Source organism: Polaromonas sp. (assembly GCF_018780625.1).
Classification (GTDB): domain Bacteria; phylum Pseudomonadota; class Gammaproteobacteria; order Burkholderiales; family Burkholderiaceae_C; genus Polaromonas.
In genome coordinates, this window is record NZ_JADMJK010000246.1 from 1 (window position 1) to 16,420 (window position 16,420).

Genomic DNA, 16,420 nt, shown 5'->3' on the forward strand with positions numbered 1-16,420 from the left:
TGGCCAGCGCATCGGCGCGCTCGTTACCCGGATCGCCCGCATGCCCCTTGACCCAGTGCCAGCGCACGTCATGGCCGCTCAAGGTGATCAGCGCATCCAGGCGCTGCCACAAGTCGACATTTTTTACGGGCGTCTTGGCGGCGGTGCGCCAGCCCCGGACTTTCCAGCCGTGGATCCACTCGGTGATTCCTTTGCGCACGTATTCGCTGTCCAGATACAGCGTGACGCAGCAGGGTCGCTTGAGCGCGGCCAGCGCCTCAATGACGGCCGTCATTTCCATGCGGTTGTTGGTGGTTCCCATCTCGCCGCCAAACAACTCCTTCACGGTATCGCCCGATGTCAGCAGCGCGCCCCAGCCACCCGGCCCGGGGTTGCCTTTGCAGGCGCCATCGGTGTAGATCACCACTTTTTGTGGACTTGTATGCGGCGTTGAATCGTTCATGCGTTGCTTGTTGATTTCAGAAAAATATCAGGCATGGGCCTGCTGTGTGCAAACTTGGCGTTAACGCCGGTTGCGGGTTGCAGACTCTTTATTGGCGGCAGCGGCGGGTGCCGCTGCAGTGGCTTTGTGCGCCTTCCAGCCGGGCTCCAGCAAACGGACCCCGCGCACGCGCTTGACGGCCACCAAAAAATAGACAGCGCCAAAAATCGGCCACCAGCGTTCGCCGGCAGAGTCCATCCATGCGAAACGATCCAGCCACTGCTGGCTGACCAATGCCGGACGGTAGCAACCAAAGCGCCCAGACTCTACCTCAAAATTGAGCAGCCTCAGCCAGTCCCGAAGACGCCAGTAACCGATAAATTCACCCGTCCTGGGTAAAAACAGATCCTCGCAACCCCAGCGCTGAAAAACATGGCCACGACGCTGTCGCAGCCCCCACAGGCTGGTGGGGTTAAGACCGCTGATGACGACTCGCCCTTCGGGAACCAGTACGCGCGCGACCTCGCGCAAGGTGGCATGCGGGTCGCCACCCAACTCCAGTGTGTGCGGCAACACCACGAGGTCAAGGCTGCTTTCGGGAAAGGGTAGCGCCCCCGAATCGGTCACCAACGCAGCACGAGGGGAACTTATGGCGAGCGTGCCAGTCGCACTGTTCTTTGACTCTGACAAAAAGGACTGCGCCGCCCCGAGTGGTGAAGATGCCAAGGCAAGCCACTTGTGAGGCATGCGGTTGGCCTCCAGTGCATCGAGTTCAGGCAAGCCCAGCTGCAAGGCATGGTAGCCAAATATATTGCCCACGGCCTCGGCAAAACGCGCACGTTCCCAGCGCATCAAGTACGCGCCTGGTGGCGTCTTCAGCCAATCGGTCAACCCTATAATTTGCGAGCTCATCGAAACCACTTCATGTATTTGATTCCCATTCCCGCTTTTGCCGACAATTACCTCTGGTTATTGCATGACGGCCAGCGCGCTCTGGTTGTGGACCCAGGCGATGCCGAGCCTGTGCTGCGAGCACTGACGCAGCATGCGCTAGTGCTGACATCGATTCTAGTCACCCACCATCATGCAGACCACACAGGGGGCGTCGATGCGCTGCGCCAAGCCACGGGCGCCAGGGTTTTTGGTCCGGCCACCGAGCGCATTCCAGCCCCTTTCACCCCGCTGCAGGGCGGCGACACCGTGAACGTGCTGGACCTGGCGTTTCAGGTGCTGGACGTGCCGGGCCACACCTCGGGTCATATTGCGTTCTACACGCCCGACGTCAACGGGAAGCCGCTACTTTTTTGCGGTGACACTCTTTTCTCAGGCGGCTGCGGTCGCTTGTTTGAAGGTACACCGGCGCAAATGCTGGCCTCACTCGATACGCTTGCCGCCCTGCCTGGCGACACGCAGGTATGCTGCACCCACGAGTACACGCTAGGCAACCTGCGTTTTGCGCTGGCCGTGGAGCCCGGCAATGCCGACCTGGTGGCTTACCAGGCGCACTGCGCGCACTTGCGCGAGGCGGGCCAGCCAACGCTGCCGACCTCCATCGCCCAGGAGCTGCTGATCAACCCTTTTTTGCGTACTCGGCAAGCTGCAATCATTGCGGCGGCTTGCCGCTTTGATGCCGCAGCCCATGACGAGACGTCTGTATTTGCCGCCATCCGGCAGTGGAAAAACCAATTCAAATGACACCTCACTACCGAAACGCAGCCCTCTTCGGCGCCATCGCGGCCTTCAAATCCCGTCTTGCTTTACTGGCGCTCTTCTTTGCAGTGGCGGGGCTGACCGGCTGCGCCACCCCACTCGGCATGCCGGGTGATCCGGTTCTGATGACCGGATCAGACGCAAATACCAAGCCGCCAACCCCCCATGGGCCGCTGCAAGCCATCACGCAGAGCAGGGCGGGTTCGCAAAAAATAGCGTCGACCGAGCCGCCAAAAGAGCTTTGGGACCGCATTCGCCGCGGCTTTGCCATGCCCGACTTGCAAAACGAGTTGGTGACGGATCGCGAGCAGTGGTATTCGACACGGCCGGAATACATTCAGCGCATGACCGAGCGCTCCAGCAAATATCTCTTTCACGTTGTTGAGGAGCTTGAAATGCGCCAGATGCCAACTGAGTTGGCCCTGCTGCCCTTTATCGAGAGCGCCTTCAACCCCCAGGCGGTGTCCAGCGCCAAAGCCGCGGGCATGTGGCAGTTCATGCCAGCCACCGGCAAATATTTCGACCTGAAGCAAAACGTTTTCCGCGACGACCGCCGGGACGTGCTGGCGTCTACCCGCGCAGCGCTCGACTACCTGCAAAAACTCTACGGCATGTTTGGCGACTGGCACCTGGCGCTGGCGGCCTATAACTGGGGGGAAGGCAGTGTGGGCCGCGCCATCGCCAGGAACCAGAAAGCCGGTTTGGGCACACGCTATGAAGACCTCAACATGCCGGCTGAAACCAGGCTTTACGTGCCCAAGCTGCAAGCGGTGAAAAATATTGTCGCCAACCCGCAAGTATTCAACGCTGAATTGCCATTGATTGAAAACCACCCCTACTTTCAGCAAGTGCGGCTTTCGCGTGATATCGATGTGGCCTTGGCCGCCAAGCTTGCCAATGTGGCAATTGCCGACTTCAAGGCGCTGAACCCGTCCGCCCACCGTCCCGTCATTTTGGCAGCGGGCACACCTCAAATTTTGCTGCCCTGGGACAACGCGGCCTTGTTTCAGCGCAATTTTGATGCGTATACCCGGGGGCAATATGCCAGCTGGACTGCCTGGACCGCGCCAGGGACCATGAACCCTGCTGAAGCCGCCAAACGCACGGGCATGAGCGAAGCTGACCTGCGTGACGTCAACAACATACCTCCTCGTATGCTGATCAAGGCAGGCTCCACGCTCCTGGTGCCGCGCTCAGCCCAATCGGAGAGCGACGTGACCAGCCATGTCGCGGACAACGGCCAGGTTTCCCTGGCACCGGAAATCCTGACGCGGCGCACGACAGTCAAGGCGCGCAAGGGTGAGTCTGTCGCCAGCATTGCAAAACGCTATGGCTTGCTGCCTTCCAGCGTCGCCGAATGGAACGATGTTGGAATGTCAGCAGCTTTCAAGCTGGGACACCAGGTCGTGGTGTTCTTGCCGCTTAATCGTGCTGCAGCGCCTGCAAGTCATCCAGGCCGCAGCAACGTCAAGGCGGTCAAGCGCAGCAGCAGCCGGGAGATCGTCAAATCGAAAAAGCGCCGCTGAGCGCCTCGGGAGAATCCTGATTTACAGCCGAAGTGAACCGGAGCCGAACAAACCAATCAGGCCGATGATGATCAGGTAGATCGCGACGATATAGTTCAGCAGGCGGGGAATCACCAAAATGAGAATTCCCGCAATCAGGGAAATGAGTGGGCTAAGGCTGTTTGAGAGATTCAAGATTTTTCCTAAAGTTTGCTGGCCAACTCGCCGCCGCCTCCCTCACAGAGGAAAGCTACCAACGGAAAGCAGATGTTTGACTTTACGCAAGCGCATGAAGGACTGCTGTAGGACGACAGGACAGCAGCAAGCAGGTACGCGGCTGTTCAGGCCTTGAAGCGCTCTTTTGCCCGGCTTGCAAACTCATTGGTATAGGTTTTATCAAGGTCAATTTTGTCGACCCGGATACCGGCATCCAAACGGGCGAGTACTTTCAGGGCTGTACGAGCGGCCTCGTCGGGCATGACCCCGTCAAGCGAGATCGACTCACGCACCTTGTAGAACGACGCAAGATACAGGGCGCGGTCACCGAGCAGATAACTCTCCGGTATGGTCTTGGTGATGTCTCCGGGCCCGGCAGTCTGCAGCCACTTGAGGCCGCGAACAATGGCATTGGCCAATGCCTGGCAAGTATGGGGGTTCTTCTGGATGAATTCGACCGACGCATAAAGGCAGGACGCCGGCATCGGTCCTCCAAAAACCTCCGTCGTACCCTTGAGCGTGCGGGTGTCGCTGATGACCTTGACATCCCCTTTTTGTTCCAGCATGGTCATGACCGGATCCGTGTGGCTTATCGCGTCAACCTGGCCGGAACGAATCGCTGCCAGCGCACCTGCAGACGCGCCCACCGCAATAAAACTCACCTCGCTGGCTTTCAAGCCACCCTGGGCCAGCACCAGACTGGCCATCATGCTGCTGGACGATCCAGGGGTGGACACACCAATTTTCTTGCCTCTCAGATCGGCGATGGATTTGTAATCAGGCATGCTTTTACTGGAGACGCCGAACGCAATCTGCGGTGTCCGGCCTTGAGACACGAACGACTGGAACATCTGGTTCCGGGACTGCAGGCTGATGGTCTGCTCGAACGCACCCGAGCAGACGTTGGAAGCCCCACCGACCACCGCCTGCGAGGCGCGCGCATCCCCTTCAAAGTCGATGATTTCAACCTCCAGGCCCTCGGCCTTAAAGTAGTCCAACTGCTCGGAAATGGTGAGCGGCAGGTAAAAAAAGGCCGCCTTGCCACCTACCGCAATGGCAATTTTTGACTTCTCGATCCGGGACTGCGCACGCAGGGCGGGAAAGGCCAGCGTCGCTGCGGCCAATGCAGCACTGGCTGCAAAAAATCGGCGCGAAACAAGGGGGTGGCGGTTCATGCGAGGACCTGTTTTCTTTAATCACATGAGCTTACCGGGATGAAAAAAAACCCGCATCGGGGTCATCCCGTGCGGGTTTTCACCAAAGGACGGCCGGCAGTCAATAACTGCCCGCTTTCCGAGCACTACCTTACCGATAGCCTGAAAAAAGAATGCCGATGTTCACCAGCAGCGCCAGGGCCCAGATCGCCGAACGGGCTTTGGCCAGATCGGCCAGGTACATGATCACGTAGGCCATACGTAGAAACACAAACAGGATGGCAAAAATATCCAGCCGGGCTTGCGCTGCCTGTAACTGATGGGCAATGATCACGGCGGCAAAGAAAAACGGTAGCGCCTCAAACGTGTTGGCCTGGGCCGCATTGGCCCGGGCGCGCCAATCCCGCTGCTGCGCCAGCCAGGCGCGCGGGTTGTTGTTGTCAAAGCCGCCCTCGCGCGGCGGTGTGCGCAACATGCCGGACTTCGCAATCCCGGCGCATAACATGGGCAGCAAGGCCGCGACCAGGACACACCAGTAAGCGACGGTGAAGTGTGGAAAGGTCATGATGAATCCTTTTTATAGTTGTGCGTGTTTTTGGCGCGCCAGGCGAGCAGACAGTCGACGTTGCGGTCAACGCCTGTCAACCAGCGCGTGGGCAATCGTGCCCAAATCGACATATTCAAGCTCGCTGCCCACGGGCACGCCGCGCGCCAAACGCGTCACCTGTACGCCCCGGCTCTTCAGGGCCTGGGCAATCACATGCGCCGTGGCCTCGCCTTCTGCGGTGAAATTGGTCGCCAGGATGACTTCCTTCACCTCACGCGAGGCCGTCGGCAAAGGCTGGCCGTCCTCATCCTTGGGCACCACCCGATCAAACAGCTTTTGAAGGCCAATGTCATTCGGACCGACACCATCGAGCGGGCTGAGCTTGCCCATCAGTACAAAATAGAGCCCCCGGTAGGCCCGGGTGCGTTCCAGCGCCGCCTGATCGGCCGGGGTTTCGACCACGCACAAGGTGCTGCGGTCTCGCTGCGGGTCGGCGCAAGTCGCACACACCAACGATTCCGTCAGGGTATTGCACAGCGAGCAGTGCCGGACACTGTGCACCGCATGCTCCAATGCCCGCGCAATCTGCAGGGCTGCGGGCTTGTCGTGCTGCATCAGATGAAAGGCCATGCGCGCGGCAGACTTCAGTCCCACGCCCGGCAGCTTGCGCAGCGCCTGGATCAAGCCCTCAACAGCGTTGGAGGCTGCCATTAGCGCGCGCAGCAGGCTTGTTCAAACCCCTGGAGAAGCCGCAGCCCTTTGCGGGCAACCAGCATGCGCAAAACGCCAAAAGCCATCAGAAGGGGAACTTCATGCCGCCAGGCAGCGCCGGCATGCCTGACGTCAGCTTGCCCATTTTTTCCTGGCTGACTTCTTCGGCCTTGCGCACGGCGGCATTGAACGCCGCTGCCACCAGGTCTTCAAGCATGTCTTTGTCTTCGGTCAGCAGGCTCGGATCGATTTCGATGCGCTTGACATCGTGCTTGCAGGTCATCGTCACTTTGACAAGGCCGGCACCGGCTTCTGCGGTCACTTCGACAAAAGCCAGATCGTCCTGCGCTTTTTTGAGGTTTTCCTGCATCGCCTGCGCCTGCTTCATGAGGCCTGCAAGTTGTCCTTTGTTAAACATAACTTTTTCCTTTGAGTTTGGATTTTTTCTGAATACAGAAACTGCTCGCCATCATATCGGCCCAGCAGCAAGAGGCTTGATACTGCCCGGGACAATTTTTGCGCCCCAGTTCCGGATCATGTCCTGCACATACGGATTGTTGTGAATCGCCTCTTCGGCAACGCGCTGGCGCTCGGCCAGCACCGCGGCATTGCGTTTCGCGGGCGTGTCGGTCACCGGGCCAATGTCGACCACCAGTTTTAAAGCGGCATCACCCAGCACCTGCTGCAAGGCGGCCTGCAACTTCTCGCGGGCTGCGGGCTGGCTCAGTGACTCGCGCTCAACGCGCAAGGTCCACACCCCACCCGCCTGGCTGTGCAACTCGGATTGCAAGGCCAGCTCGCGTGTCAGTGCGGCAACCGCTTCGGACGCGATCAACTGGTTTACCGTATCACTCCAGGTCTCGCCCAGCGCAAAGCTCGCCGCAGGGGCTTGCGCAGTAACGGGCACAGACGAAGTTGCCAGAGGCGATTCTGAATCAATATTTACAGAAGCTTTGACCACCTGGGCTAAAGCCGCATTGGATACATTTCCCTCACTTGTCGCTGGCGCCTTTTCCACGGCCGGGCGCAGGGCCGGCCGCTCAAGTGGTGGCTTTTTTTCAGGCTCGGCGGCGCTCCCCGGCGCAGCCGTTCGCATCGCAGGCCGCTGCATGCCAGAAGCCCCCGCCCCCGATGGCTTGAATGCCAGCAGGCGCAGCAAAATCATGGTGAGCGCCGCATATTCATCGGGCGCCAGGCCCAATTCGCCACGGCCATGCAGGCACAGGCTGTAAAGCAATTGGGTTTCATCGGCGGGCAGGCTCTGCGCCAGCCGCGCCGTTTCGGCAATTTCCGGATCGGCGTTGTCTTCAACCGCCATATCGGGAACCGCCTGCAGCACCGCCATGCGTTGCAGCACCGTGGTCATGTCTTCCAGCGTTGATGCAGCACTCAGGCCGTTCAGGCGAAGGGCTTCGGAGGTCTCGACCACCGTACGGCCATCACCGCGTGCCAGCGCGTCCAGCAGCCGGAATACGTAGGTGCGGTCCACGCTGCCCAGCATGGTCCGCACGCTGGCCTCCAGAAGCTGGCCCGAGCCAAAGGAAATGGCCTGATCGGTCAGCGACAAGGCGTCGCGCAAGGAACCGCGCGCCGCGCGCGCCAGCAGGCGCAAGGCTTGCGTTTCAGCGGGTATGTTTTCAGCCACCAGCACTTGGGTCAAGTGCTCAAGTACCGTCTCGGGCGCCATGGGCCGCAGGTTGAACTGCAGGCAGCGCGACAACACCGTTGCGGGCACTTTTTGAGGGTCTGTCGTGGCCAGCACAAATTTCAGGTATTCCGGCGGCTCTTCAAGCGTCTTGAGCATGGCGTTGAATGCCGTGTTCGTGAGCATGTGCACCTCGTCAATCATGAACACCTTGAAGCGGCCCACCACCGGCTTGTAGACCGCCTGCTCCAGCAATTGCGCTATTTCATCAACACCCCGGTTGGACGCTGCATCCAGCTCGGTGTAGTCCACAAAGCGGCCGCTATCAATATCAGTGCAGGCCTGGCAAACACCGCAAGGCTCGGCGGTGATACCGCCCTGCCCGTCGCTGCCCGTGCAATTGAGTGATTTGGCCAGGATGCGTGAGACGGAGGTCTTGCCGACGCCGCGGGTACCTGTAAACAAATAGGCATGGTGCAGGCGCTGGGTCGTCAGCGCATTGCTGAGTGCCTGCACCACATGCGACTGACCGACCATTTCAGAGAAATTTCGGGGGCGATATTTGCGGGCAAGAACTAGATAGGACATCGCTACATTCTAAATTGGCCGGGCTGCAACTTTTACGCTCCGAAATACCAATGATGTCCCTTGCTGGAGCCATGGTGATGGCCAACGCCGCTATAATACGAGGTGACGGGCCTTCCCGCATGGTGAAGCGGCCAACCGGGTCAGATGGGGAACCAAGCAGCCCTAACTGCGGAGCCAGTGCCGGGGTCAAGGTCCGTCAACTAATTTCAAAAAAACGTATTTCATCTCACGTTTTTGCCAGCCCTACTGGAGCAGCTGGCCACATAAAACCCCTGAATTTGCCGGAAACGGCGACGCGGCCGGACGATTGAATCGCCCGGCTTTTTTATTTCCAGAGACTGAAATGTGCGCTTTTGCAGACGTGAGAGGGGGTGTGCGCCGCAAGCAGCGCACACCCCCTCTCAAGGCAGCGTTGCTGCCTTGCCCGTCTTAACCCGCGTAACCCTGATTGGGCTTGACGCCTGCCAGCTTGGGCGTGTTGAGCTTGCGCGGGGCGACCTTGCCGCCCCTGGACTTGAGCCAGGTTTCCACGACGTCCCACACCAGCGGGTTGCCCGCAGTCTTGGCTTCCTCTGCCACGGGCGCCCAGCCTGCGACCTTGTATTTTTTGCCCGCCTCGATGGGCTGGCCGTTAAGGCGCATGTCGTCAATCCGCCGGCCCATGGTGCCCGACGGATTGCAGCTGTACTGCAATCCGCCCACACGCACCATATCGCCACCCTGCTGGTAGTAAGGGTCGGGGTTGAACAGGTTGTCGCACACGTCTTCAAGCACGGTCTTGATGGTTTCACCCGTCATTTCTGTGACGGTGGCGTATGAATAAGTGGTGGCCGTCATATCCATCAGCCATTCACGCGTGATCGCCTGCCCCGGCAGCAGCGTCGTGCCCCACCGAAAACCAGGGGAAAAAGCAATTTCAGCACCCTGAACGTCCATCAGCGCGTCCACCAGCAACTGGTCGCCGGTGCCGTTGAAGTTGCCGCGGCGGTACAGCGTGCCTTCGGTGATGGCCAGCTTTTCAGCCAGCTTGGCTTCGTAGGGACCGCGGACCTTGGTGATGAGCGCGTCCATTTCCTGGTCGGCCGGCAGCATGTTGGCAAACACCGGCAACAGCTTGTAACGAAAATCCACAACCCGCTTGTCTTTGACGTCGAAGTCCAGCACCGCCAAAAATTTACTGTTGGAGCCCGCGTTGGTGACGATGGTCTTGCCGCCCTTGTTGCTGATGATGCTGGCCACGGGCATGCCGTCGTGCGTGTGGCCGCCCATGATGGCGTCAATGCCGCTGACGCGACTGGCCATCTTCAGGTCCACATCCATGCCGTTATGGCTGAGCACGACGACGACCTGCGCGCCCTTGCCGCGCGCCTCGTCGACCATCTTCTGCATGTTTTCGTCCTGGATGCCAAAGGCCCAGTCCGCCACCATGTAGCGTGGGTTGGCGATCGGCGTGTAGGGAAAAGCCTGGCCAATGATGGCGCATGGCACGCCGTTGATTTCGCGGATCACATAGGGCTTGAAAACCGGATCGCCAAAGTCGTTGGTCTTGACGTTCTGGGCGACAAAATCGACCTTGCCTTTGAAATCTTTTTCAATGATTTCCTTGACACGTTCCATGCCCAGGGTGAATTCCCAGTGGCCCGTCATCACATCGACGCCCAGCAGCTTGCAGGCGTCCACCATGTCCTGGCCGTTGGTCCAGAGCGCCGTACCCGAACCCTGCCAGGTGTCGCCACCGTCGAGCAGCAACGCACCGGGGCGGCTGGCCTTCATGCGCTTGACCAGCGTCGCCAGGTGCGCAAAACCACCCACTTTGCCGTAGCGCTTGGCCGCTTTTTCGTAGTCCAGATAACTCAGCGCGTGCGCCTCAGCCGTGCCGGGACGCACCTTGGCCACCTTGAGCAAATGCTCGCCCACCAAATGCGGCAACTGGCCTTTCATGGATCCAAGCCCGATATTGATGCTGGGCTCGCGAAAGTAAATCGGCTTGAGCTGCGCGTGGCAATCGGTCATGTGCAAAAAGGACACATTGCCGAACTTGGGAATGTCATAGAGACCATTGGAGGCCGTGGCGGCATCCGCATCAGCGTAGGCACCCAGGCCCATGCCGGCCATGGTGCCTGCGCCCAGCACCTGAAAGAATTCGCGTTTAGTTAAATTCATAAATTCGCATCCACTTAATTAATGTGAACAAAAAAACCCGGACAAGGGCCGGGTCTGGGCGCATTACCGGTTGACGGGCGATTTGGGGTCCAGCAGCAGCGCCACAATGTCCGCCACCTGGGCCTCGTTCAATATACCCATATGGCCAGCGCGCGGCATGTTGGAGCAGGCGTTATAGGCCTTGGAGTTCCAGATCTTGCCCCAAGTGTATTCCACCATCGGCTTTGCAGCGGCGCTGGAGGGATCAACAACGCCCCTGATCTTGCCGTAGTTGTAGAGGCTTGGGCCGATGGTACCGAAGGAAATTTCTTCCTTGCTGATCTGATGGCAGTTGTAGCAGTTGCCACCGTTGGGCGTTTTCGCATCGTCCGTCCAGGTGAGGCCGCGACCGCTTTGCGCAAGCTTTTCGCCCTCTTTCCAGTCACCGAGGAACTTGCCGTTGGCAGGCCATTTCACGGTCTTCAGATTGGCCGCCTCAATGACCTTGCCCATTTTTTCATCCAGGGGCTTGCCAGCGACATCTGCCGCGCTACAGACCTTATTGGTCTCATCGGTATCGAGGACAGACGCCTTGACGATGCCCTGGTCGCGGAAGGATGCCTTGACAATATCTGCAGTCAATTTATCGATATCGGCTGAACCCGGCGCGGTGGCGCAGCCGGCTACCACGGCTGCAGCAGCCAGCACGGACAATGTGATCTTGTGTTGCTTTTTCATCGCATTTCTCCAGTTGCTTAGCGCTTGATGGCAGGCGCGACGGACGCCGAACCCTTGCTGTTGACACCGAGGTAGACGCCCAGCGCAACGGTGGCATCGCTGGCGAACCCCGGGTACGGAAAGCGCTGCTGGCGGTAGCAGTCATTCAAACGTTGCTGCATGCCCCACATCTGGCCATTGGACACCCGGTAGGCCGGCCAAGCGGCGAAACCAACGCCATCGCCAGGATTCTTGGTCAGGTTGGGCAGATCCTGCAGCCGGATACGGGTGTCGTCCTGGCCATGGCACGACGCACAGGAGAAATCATGAGAGCCAGCGCGCTGGAAGAACAGGCGCTTGCCTACTTCATAGAACGTTTTTTCCTGCCCGTGAGTCTGGGGCAGATTGAACTTCATGTCTTTGGACTCGGCCGCAATCCAGGTGGCCAGCGCTGTCATGTTGTTCTGCTCGCCCTTGCCAAAGGGTGTCTTGGCGATCTCGGCGGCATTGAACCCCTGCAACGTTTCCATGCAGGTCAGCAAGCGCGACTCCAGATCCTGCACACGCTTGGTGTCAGCAAAATAACGGGGTAGTTCTACAAAAGCACCCTTGAAGACACCCGGACCCTTGCCCAGGTCACACTGTTCGAGCGATGCGTTCTTGGGGCCCCGCTTTTGTTTCCAGAGGCCCTCCCCCTTGGCTTCGAACAGCTCAGCGGGATTGCCGTCCTGGAGCATAGCGCGGTACTCTTCAATCGACTGAACTGCCGATTTTTGAGCCCAGCCCGCCGTACTCATCAGACAGCCCAACGCGATCCAGGCCAGTGCGTTTTTAGTCTTCATGGTCACCTCGTGCTTGTATTTTGGTCAGGAAAAAAGGGGAAAGTTCTCACTCCCCCTGTTGGCGCATCGAAGTCGCTCAGGACACCGTGGCTTCGTCGCTACGGGTTTCACCCTTGGTGTCTTTCCATGTCACGGCAATCTTGTCACCAGCCTTGGCACCCTTGACCACAAACTGCAGAAAAGGGTTCTTGGACACGGCTGGGCCCCACTCGGCGGTCAGCACCGGTTTGCCGTTGTGGGTGGCGGTAACTTCCTGGATGAACCAGGCCGGAACGATCTTGCCCGCAGCGTCCTTGCGCTGCCCGCTTTCCATTTCATGCGCCATCAAGACGCGGACGGTTGTTTTGTCACCAGCTGCTTGGGCGCGAATGCGCATCGGATCTGCCATTTTTAGCTCCTGAATCTGAAATTAAATTGAGTCTGTTGTGAAATGAACGCTTAACCGCCGCAGCCGCCAAGCGTGACCTTGACTTCCTTCTTGGCGAAGAAGGCCTTGCCATCGTTCATGATGGCGACCGCATAGACGTCGGAAGACTGGCCCATCTTGGCGCGAATGGAAAATGCAGGATCAACACTGTCGGTCACGTTGAACAAGGCGATCAGCGCGGCCGGATTCTTTTCGACCAGGACCAGCAATTGCTTGACGCCAGGCAATGTGGTGCTGACGCCCAGCGGCACCACGGCACCGTTTTCTGCAATGTCCGGCCCGGTAATAGTGACATCCTTGCTTTCGGCCGGGGCACCCTTGCCCAGGGCCTTGAGTACATCGGCAACGCTCTTGGCTTCGAAGGCGTCCTTGCTATAGGCGAAGGCGAACTGTGGGAACATGCCCGTAGACGCCAGAAGGCCGGCTACCAAGGCGGTTTTTTTGAGTGCTTGTCTGCGAGATTGCATGAAAATTCTCCTGATAATTAACTGAATAATAATGAAATTATGAACGAATGTCAGTGGTGTAATCCCTGACTATTATTTTGCAGCACCGCCTGCCAGCCAAGCTGCAATCACCTTGGCGTCGGCGTCCCCCAGGGACTGGGCCGGCATTGGAATGGCGCCCCAGATACCCGCGCCGCCGGCCTTGATCTTGCCGACCAGATAGTCCGTCTTGCCGGGGTATTTCTTGGCGATATCAGCAAAGCTTGGGCCGATGGTTTTCTTGTCCATGGCATGACAAGCCGTGCAGCTGTACTTTTGCGTCAGCGCCATGGCCGCCTTGCCGTCCACGCCACCTGCTGCCTTGGGGGCATCCGCCACCTTGGGAGCATCCGCCACCTTGGGCGCGGCGGGCGCCTGGGCTACAACTGCAGCAGCAGCGGCAGCAGGTGCCGCAGCGCCAGATTTACCGGATGCACCAGGAAGCTTGCCTTCCGGCTGGGTCGTATCTGCACCGCGCTGCGCGCCAACCGGCCTGTTTTGCTCTGCCAGGTTGCCGTGGGCATTGCGTGCAAAATCCGGCAGGAACGAAGCGACCTTGGGCTCGGGCGCGCAGTCTTTCATGCAGGCCGTATTTTTTACGTCCGGCACCTTGGTACCCTTGAACTCGTTGCCTGGCCACATCGCGTGCTGGGTCGTCATGCCATTGCGGTTGGGCATGCGGGCCTGCACCTCTGCGATGTTCTTGTCCGACAGCGTGAAGTTCTCCGGCACCACGCCGCCCAGGTTCAGCAGGAAGGCAGTCACTGAATACACCTCTTCGGTGCTTAGCGACTTGGGCTGGGTCCACGGCATGGCGCGGTTGATGTAGTCCCACAGCGTGGAAACCGTTGCCAGCTTCATGAGCGTGGTGCGCCCGCCGGTGGGATCCGTCAATTTGGCCACACGTCCGGTCTTCACGTCATCGGCCGAGGTGCCTCCAACCAGGGGGCTGAAAACCTCGTTCGATTCGCCAAAGACGCCGTGGCAACTGGCGCATTTACCTTCCCACACGTCCTGGCCCTTGGCCACGGTCCCGGAGCCGGCAGGCAGACCCTTGAAGTCAGGCCGCACGTCGATGTCCCAGGCAGCCACTTCCTTGGGGGTGGCATTTCGGCCCACACCCGGAAACTGCGCAGCGGTCTGCGCGGCCGCCAGGCCCGTGACAGCCAATACCGCGGACGCGATCACTACATTACGAAAGCTGAACATTTTTCACCTCGCCGTTTTCCTGGACCAGCCACGACTGAATCGCGTTGTTATGGTAGATAGAGCGCGTACCCCGTACCGCCCGCAGTTGCTTGTAGGTGGGCTGCACGTAGCCGGTGTCATCCGTCGCGCGGCTCTGGATCAAGGCGGGCTTTCCATCCCAGACCCAGTCGATATTGAAGCGGGTCAGCGCCTTGGACAGCACCGGCGATTCAAGCCGGGCCTGGCGCCAGTTGCGGCCGCCATCCACGGACACATCCACCTTCTTGACCTTGCCCTTGCCCGACCAGGCCAAGCCCGTGATGTTGTAGAAACCCTTGTCAAGCAGCACTTGGCCACCCGAAGGCGTGGTCACGACGCTTTTGCATTCCTGCAAGTTGGTGTATTGGCGATGCAAGCCATCAGGCTGCAGGTCGATGTAGTGAATCGCCTCGTCCTTGGTGGCATAGGGCTTGTCGCCCACTTCCAGGCGGCGCAGATACTTGACCCAGCTCACGCCCTGCACGCCCGGAACAATCAGCCGCAGCGGATAGCCGTTTTCAGGGCGCAGCATTTCACCGTTCTGGCCGTAGGCCACAATCACTTCGCCCGAGGTAATCAGGCTCATCGGGATGGTGCGGGTCATGGACGAGCCATCTGCCCCCTCTGCCAGCACGAACTTGCCGTTTTTCAGGTCAGCTCCTGCCAGTTCGAGCAAGGTGATCAGCGGCACGCCGGTGAACTCGCTGCAGGAAATCATGCCGTGGGTGTATTGGCAGGTAGGAACGGCCACATTGCCCCACTCGGCCGCTGTATTGGCACCGCACTCGATGAAGTGAAAGCGCGACACGGAAGGCAGGCGCATGATCTCATCCATGGTCAAGACCTTGGGGTTCTTCACCATGCCGTTGATCATCAAGCGATGCTTGGATGGATCGATGTCCCACCAGCCCTGGTGGTGGCGCTCAAAGTGCAGGCCGCTCGGCGTGACGATGCCAAACAAGGACTGCAGCGGCGCAAAGGACACGGACGCTTGCGTGGTTTGCGTCAGGCCCGGGCTTTGGCGGCGCTGTACATTGGCCTCGAATTTCGAAGGCTTGCCGTAACTCCCCTCGGCAGCAACCCCCTGGCCCAATCCCTTGGTGTGCTCGGGCAGGTTCAGGATATTGGGATCGCCGCCCTCAGACGGCACAGGATTACCCTGCGCCAGCGCGGCAGGCACCGCAGCGCCCGCTACCGCGGCAGCAAAGGCGCTGCGGATAAAGCTGCGTCGGCCATTCTTGGCCTCTGCAAACACGGTCTTGATGCCTTCGCGGCTTAAAAAGTTCTCAGGCGCCTTGAGAATGCGCCCTGAACCCAGGTCTTCTTGCTTCACAGAGTCTCCTTTGATATGTGGATCCATCATTAATCACTACCCAAACCATTTGCGTTTTGCGCTTGGGCTGCTACCTGGGAACAAACCGCCCGGCAGACCAGCCCCGAAAATTCATCGTCAATGCGGTAAAAAACTTGTGCCCCGCTACGCCGCTTGGCCACCACCCCCGACCGGTACAGCATGGTCAGATGCTGCGAGATGTTGGGCTGCGCCACATCAATCAGGCTGCGCAGTTCACCGACGTTCTTTTCGCCCATGCACAGCGCGCTGACGATGCGCAAGCGCACTGGCGTTGACAGCAAACCGAACAATTCAGCGGCCCGCTCAAACACCTGCAGCGACGAGACATGAGCAACTTTATCTTTCATTTCTTAGGTTTGCATATTCAGATGTACGAATATAAACGATATGCAAAATCTACCAACTAGGGATTACGCTAATTTCGCGGCCCAAGCCGCATTATTTAAACCGGTAGTGGTCGCGGTTGAGCACGGCTGCAATCGCCGTCACTTCCTCGGGGAACAGGCTCAGGGTCAGTTCGGTATTGCACTGCTCGACCATGCCGCGCAGCGCGCCGGGTGTGTTGACACGACCGGCAGGCTTGTACATTGCCGAACCGTCGCCCCCTGCTTTTTGCTGGTGGCAAGCGGTGCAACGGTTGTCCGAGATCAGCTTTTCGCCAAGCTTGAGGTCAGCCCCCTGAAAGATGGCCGGCCCCTGGGCCATTGCGGCGTTGGCGCCCAGGGAAAG

Annotated in this window: 19 protein-coding genes and 1 other RNA gene; 3 read left to right on the forward strand and 17 right to left on the reverse strand. The window is 59.2% G+C overall.

Annotation, left to right across the window (positions count from 1 at the left end):
* Positions 1 to 442 (reverse strand): ribonuclease HI (gene rnhA / locus IV091_RS17420; RefSeq protein WP_293470582.1); only part of this gene is annotated, 442 nt, incomplete at its 3' end.
* A gap of 60 nt (positions 443 to 502) precedes the next feature.
* The gene (locus IV091_RS17425; protein WP_293470584.1) at positions 503 to 1,333 is read right to left on the reverse strand and encodes a methyltransferase domain-containing protein; all 831 of its coding nucleotides are present in this window, start codon (positions 1,331 to 1,333) and stop codon (positions 503 to 505) included.
* Positions 1,334 to 1,345: 12 nt separating this feature from the next.
* Here IV091_RS17425 and gloB point away from each other — a divergent pair, with 12 nt between their 5' ends.
* Entirely contained in the window at positions 1,346 to 2,116 is a 771-nt protein-coding gene (gloB, locus tag IV091_RS17430) for a hydroxyacylglutathione hydrolase (RefSeq protein WP_293470586.1), read from the forward strand.
* A gap of 119 nt (positions 2,117 to 2,235) precedes the next feature.
* Entirely contained in the window at positions 2,236 to 3,657 is a 1,422-nt protein-coding gene (locus tag IV091_RS17435) for a transglycosylase SLT domain-containing protein (RefSeq protein WP_293470624.1), read from the forward strand.
* Between the two features lie 21 nt (positions 3,658 to 3,678).
* On the opposite strand, the gene IV091_RS17440 is transcribed toward IV091_RS17435, so the two are convergent.
* From IV091_RS17440 to dnaX, 6 genes are all read right to left on the reverse strand, one after another.
* Positions 3,679 to 3,831, reverse strand: a complete 153-nt coding sequence (locus IV091_RS17440; protein WP_293470588.1) for a DUF3096 domain-containing protein — start codon at positions 3,829 to 3,831, stop codon at positions 3,679 to 3,681.
* A gap of 146 nt (positions 3,832 to 3,977) precedes the next feature.
* The gene (locus tag IV091_RS17445; protein ID WP_293470590.1) at positions 3,978 to 5,027 is read right to left on the reverse strand and encodes an ABC transporter substrate-binding protein; all 1,050 of its coding nucleotides are present in this window, start codon (positions 5,025 to 5,027) and stop codon (positions 3,978 to 3,980) included.
* 130 nt (positions 5,028 to 5,157) lie between these two features.
* Complete coding sequence (locus IV091_RS17450) at positions 5,158 to 5,571, reverse strand: MAPEG family protein (RefSeq protein WP_293470592.1); 414 nt, start codon at positions 5,569 to 5,571, stop codon at positions 5,158 to 5,160.
* Positions 5,572 to 5,637: 66 nt separating this feature from the next.
* Positions 5,638 to 6,264 carry a recombination mediator RecR gene (gene recR, locus IV091_RS17455; RefSeq protein ID WP_293470594.1) on the reverse strand — a complete coding sequence of 209 codons (627 nt, stop codon included), beginning with the start codon at positions 6,262 to 6,264 and terminating at the stop codon, positions 5,638 to 5,640.
* 85 nt (positions 6,265 to 6,349) lie between these two features.
* Positions 6,350 to 6,682: a YbaB/EbfC family nucleoid-associated protein gene (locus tag IV091_RS17460; RefSeq protein ID WP_293470596.1), complete on the reverse strand. Its 333-nt coding sequence runs from the start codon at positions 6,680 to 6,682 to the stop codon at positions 6,350 to 6,352.
* 51 nt (positions 6,683 to 6,733) lie between these two features.
* Positions 6,734 to 8,497, reverse strand: a complete 1,764-nt coding sequence (dnaX, locus tag IV091_RS17465; protein ID WP_293470598.1) for a DNA polymerase III subunit gamma/tau — start codon at positions 8,495 to 8,497, stop codon at positions 6,734 to 6,736.
* 104 nt (positions 8,498 to 8,601) lie between these two features.
* Between dnaX and ffs the strand changes: the two genes are divergently transcribed.
* An RNA gene (ffs, locus tag IV091_RS17470) (signal recognition particle sRNA small type) lies at positions 8,602 to 8,698 on the forward strand.
* A 228-nt stretch (positions 8,699 to 8,926) separates the two neighbouring features.
* On the opposite strand, the gene soxB is transcribed toward ffs, so the two are convergent.
* The 9 genes from soxB to IV091_RS17515 form a co-directional block, all read right to left on the reverse strand.
* A complete protein-coding gene (gene soxB / locus IV091_RS17475; RefSeq protein WP_293470600.1) occupies positions 8,927 to 10,660 on the reverse strand; it encodes a thiosulfohydrolase SoxB in 1,734 nt (577 codons plus the stop codon).
* Between the two features lie 63 nt (positions 10,661 to 10,723).
* Positions 10,724 to 11,377 carry a sulfur oxidation c-type cytochrome SoxX gene (soxX, locus tag IV091_RS17480; protein ID WP_293470601.1) on the reverse strand — a complete coding sequence of 218 codons (654 nt, stop codon included), beginning with the start codon at positions 11,375 to 11,377 and terminating at the stop codon, positions 10,724 to 10,726.
* Positions 11,378 to 11,394: 17 nt separating this feature from the next.
* Entirely contained in the window at positions 11,395 to 12,153 is a 759-nt protein-coding gene (soxA, locus tag IV091_RS17485; RefSeq protein ID WP_293470626.1) for a sulfur oxidation c-type cytochrome SoxA, read from the reverse strand.
* A gap of 121 nt (positions 12,154 to 12,274) precedes the next feature.
* Positions 12,275 to 12,586 (reverse strand): thiosulfate oxidation carrier complex protein SoxZ, encoded by a 312-nt coding sequence (gene soxZ, locus IV091_RS17490; RefSeq protein WP_293470603.1) that lies wholly within the window; start codon positions 12,584 to 12,586, stop codon positions 12,275 to 12,277.
* 50 nt (positions 12,587 to 12,636) lie between these two features.
* On the reverse strand, positions 12,637 to 13,092 hold the full coding sequence (gene soxY, locus IV091_RS17495) for a thiosulfate oxidation carrier protein SoxY (protein WP_293470605.1): 456 nt from the start codon (positions 13,090 to 13,092) through the stop codon (positions 12,637 to 12,639).
* Between the two features lie 72 nt (positions 13,093 to 13,164).
* Complete coding sequence (locus IV091_RS17500; protein WP_293470607.1) at positions 13,165 to 14,319, reverse strand: c-type cytochrome; 1,155 nt, start codon at positions 14,317 to 14,319, stop codon at positions 13,165 to 13,167.
* A complete protein-coding gene (gene soxC / locus IV091_RS17505) occupies positions 14,303 to 15,670 on the reverse strand; it encodes a sulfite dehydrogenase (protein WP_293470609.1) in 1,368 nt (455 codons plus the stop codon). Before soxC ends, IV091_RS17500 begins: the two co-directional genes overlap by 17 nt.
* A gap of 29 nt (positions 15,671 to 15,699) precedes the next feature.
* A complete protein-coding gene (locus tag IV091_RS17510; RefSeq protein WP_293470611.1) occupies positions 15,700 to 16,038 on the reverse strand; it encodes a metalloregulator ArsR/SmtB family transcription factor in 339 nt (112 codons plus the stop codon).
* Positions 16,039 to 16,129: 91 nt separating this feature from the next.
* On the reverse strand, positions 16,130 to 16,414 hold the full coding sequence (locus IV091_RS17515; RefSeq protein WP_366807020.1) for a hypothetical protein: 285 nt from the start codon (positions 16,412 to 16,414) through the stop codon (positions 16,130 to 16,132).
* Positions 16,415 to 16,420 lie beyond the last annotated feature (6 nt).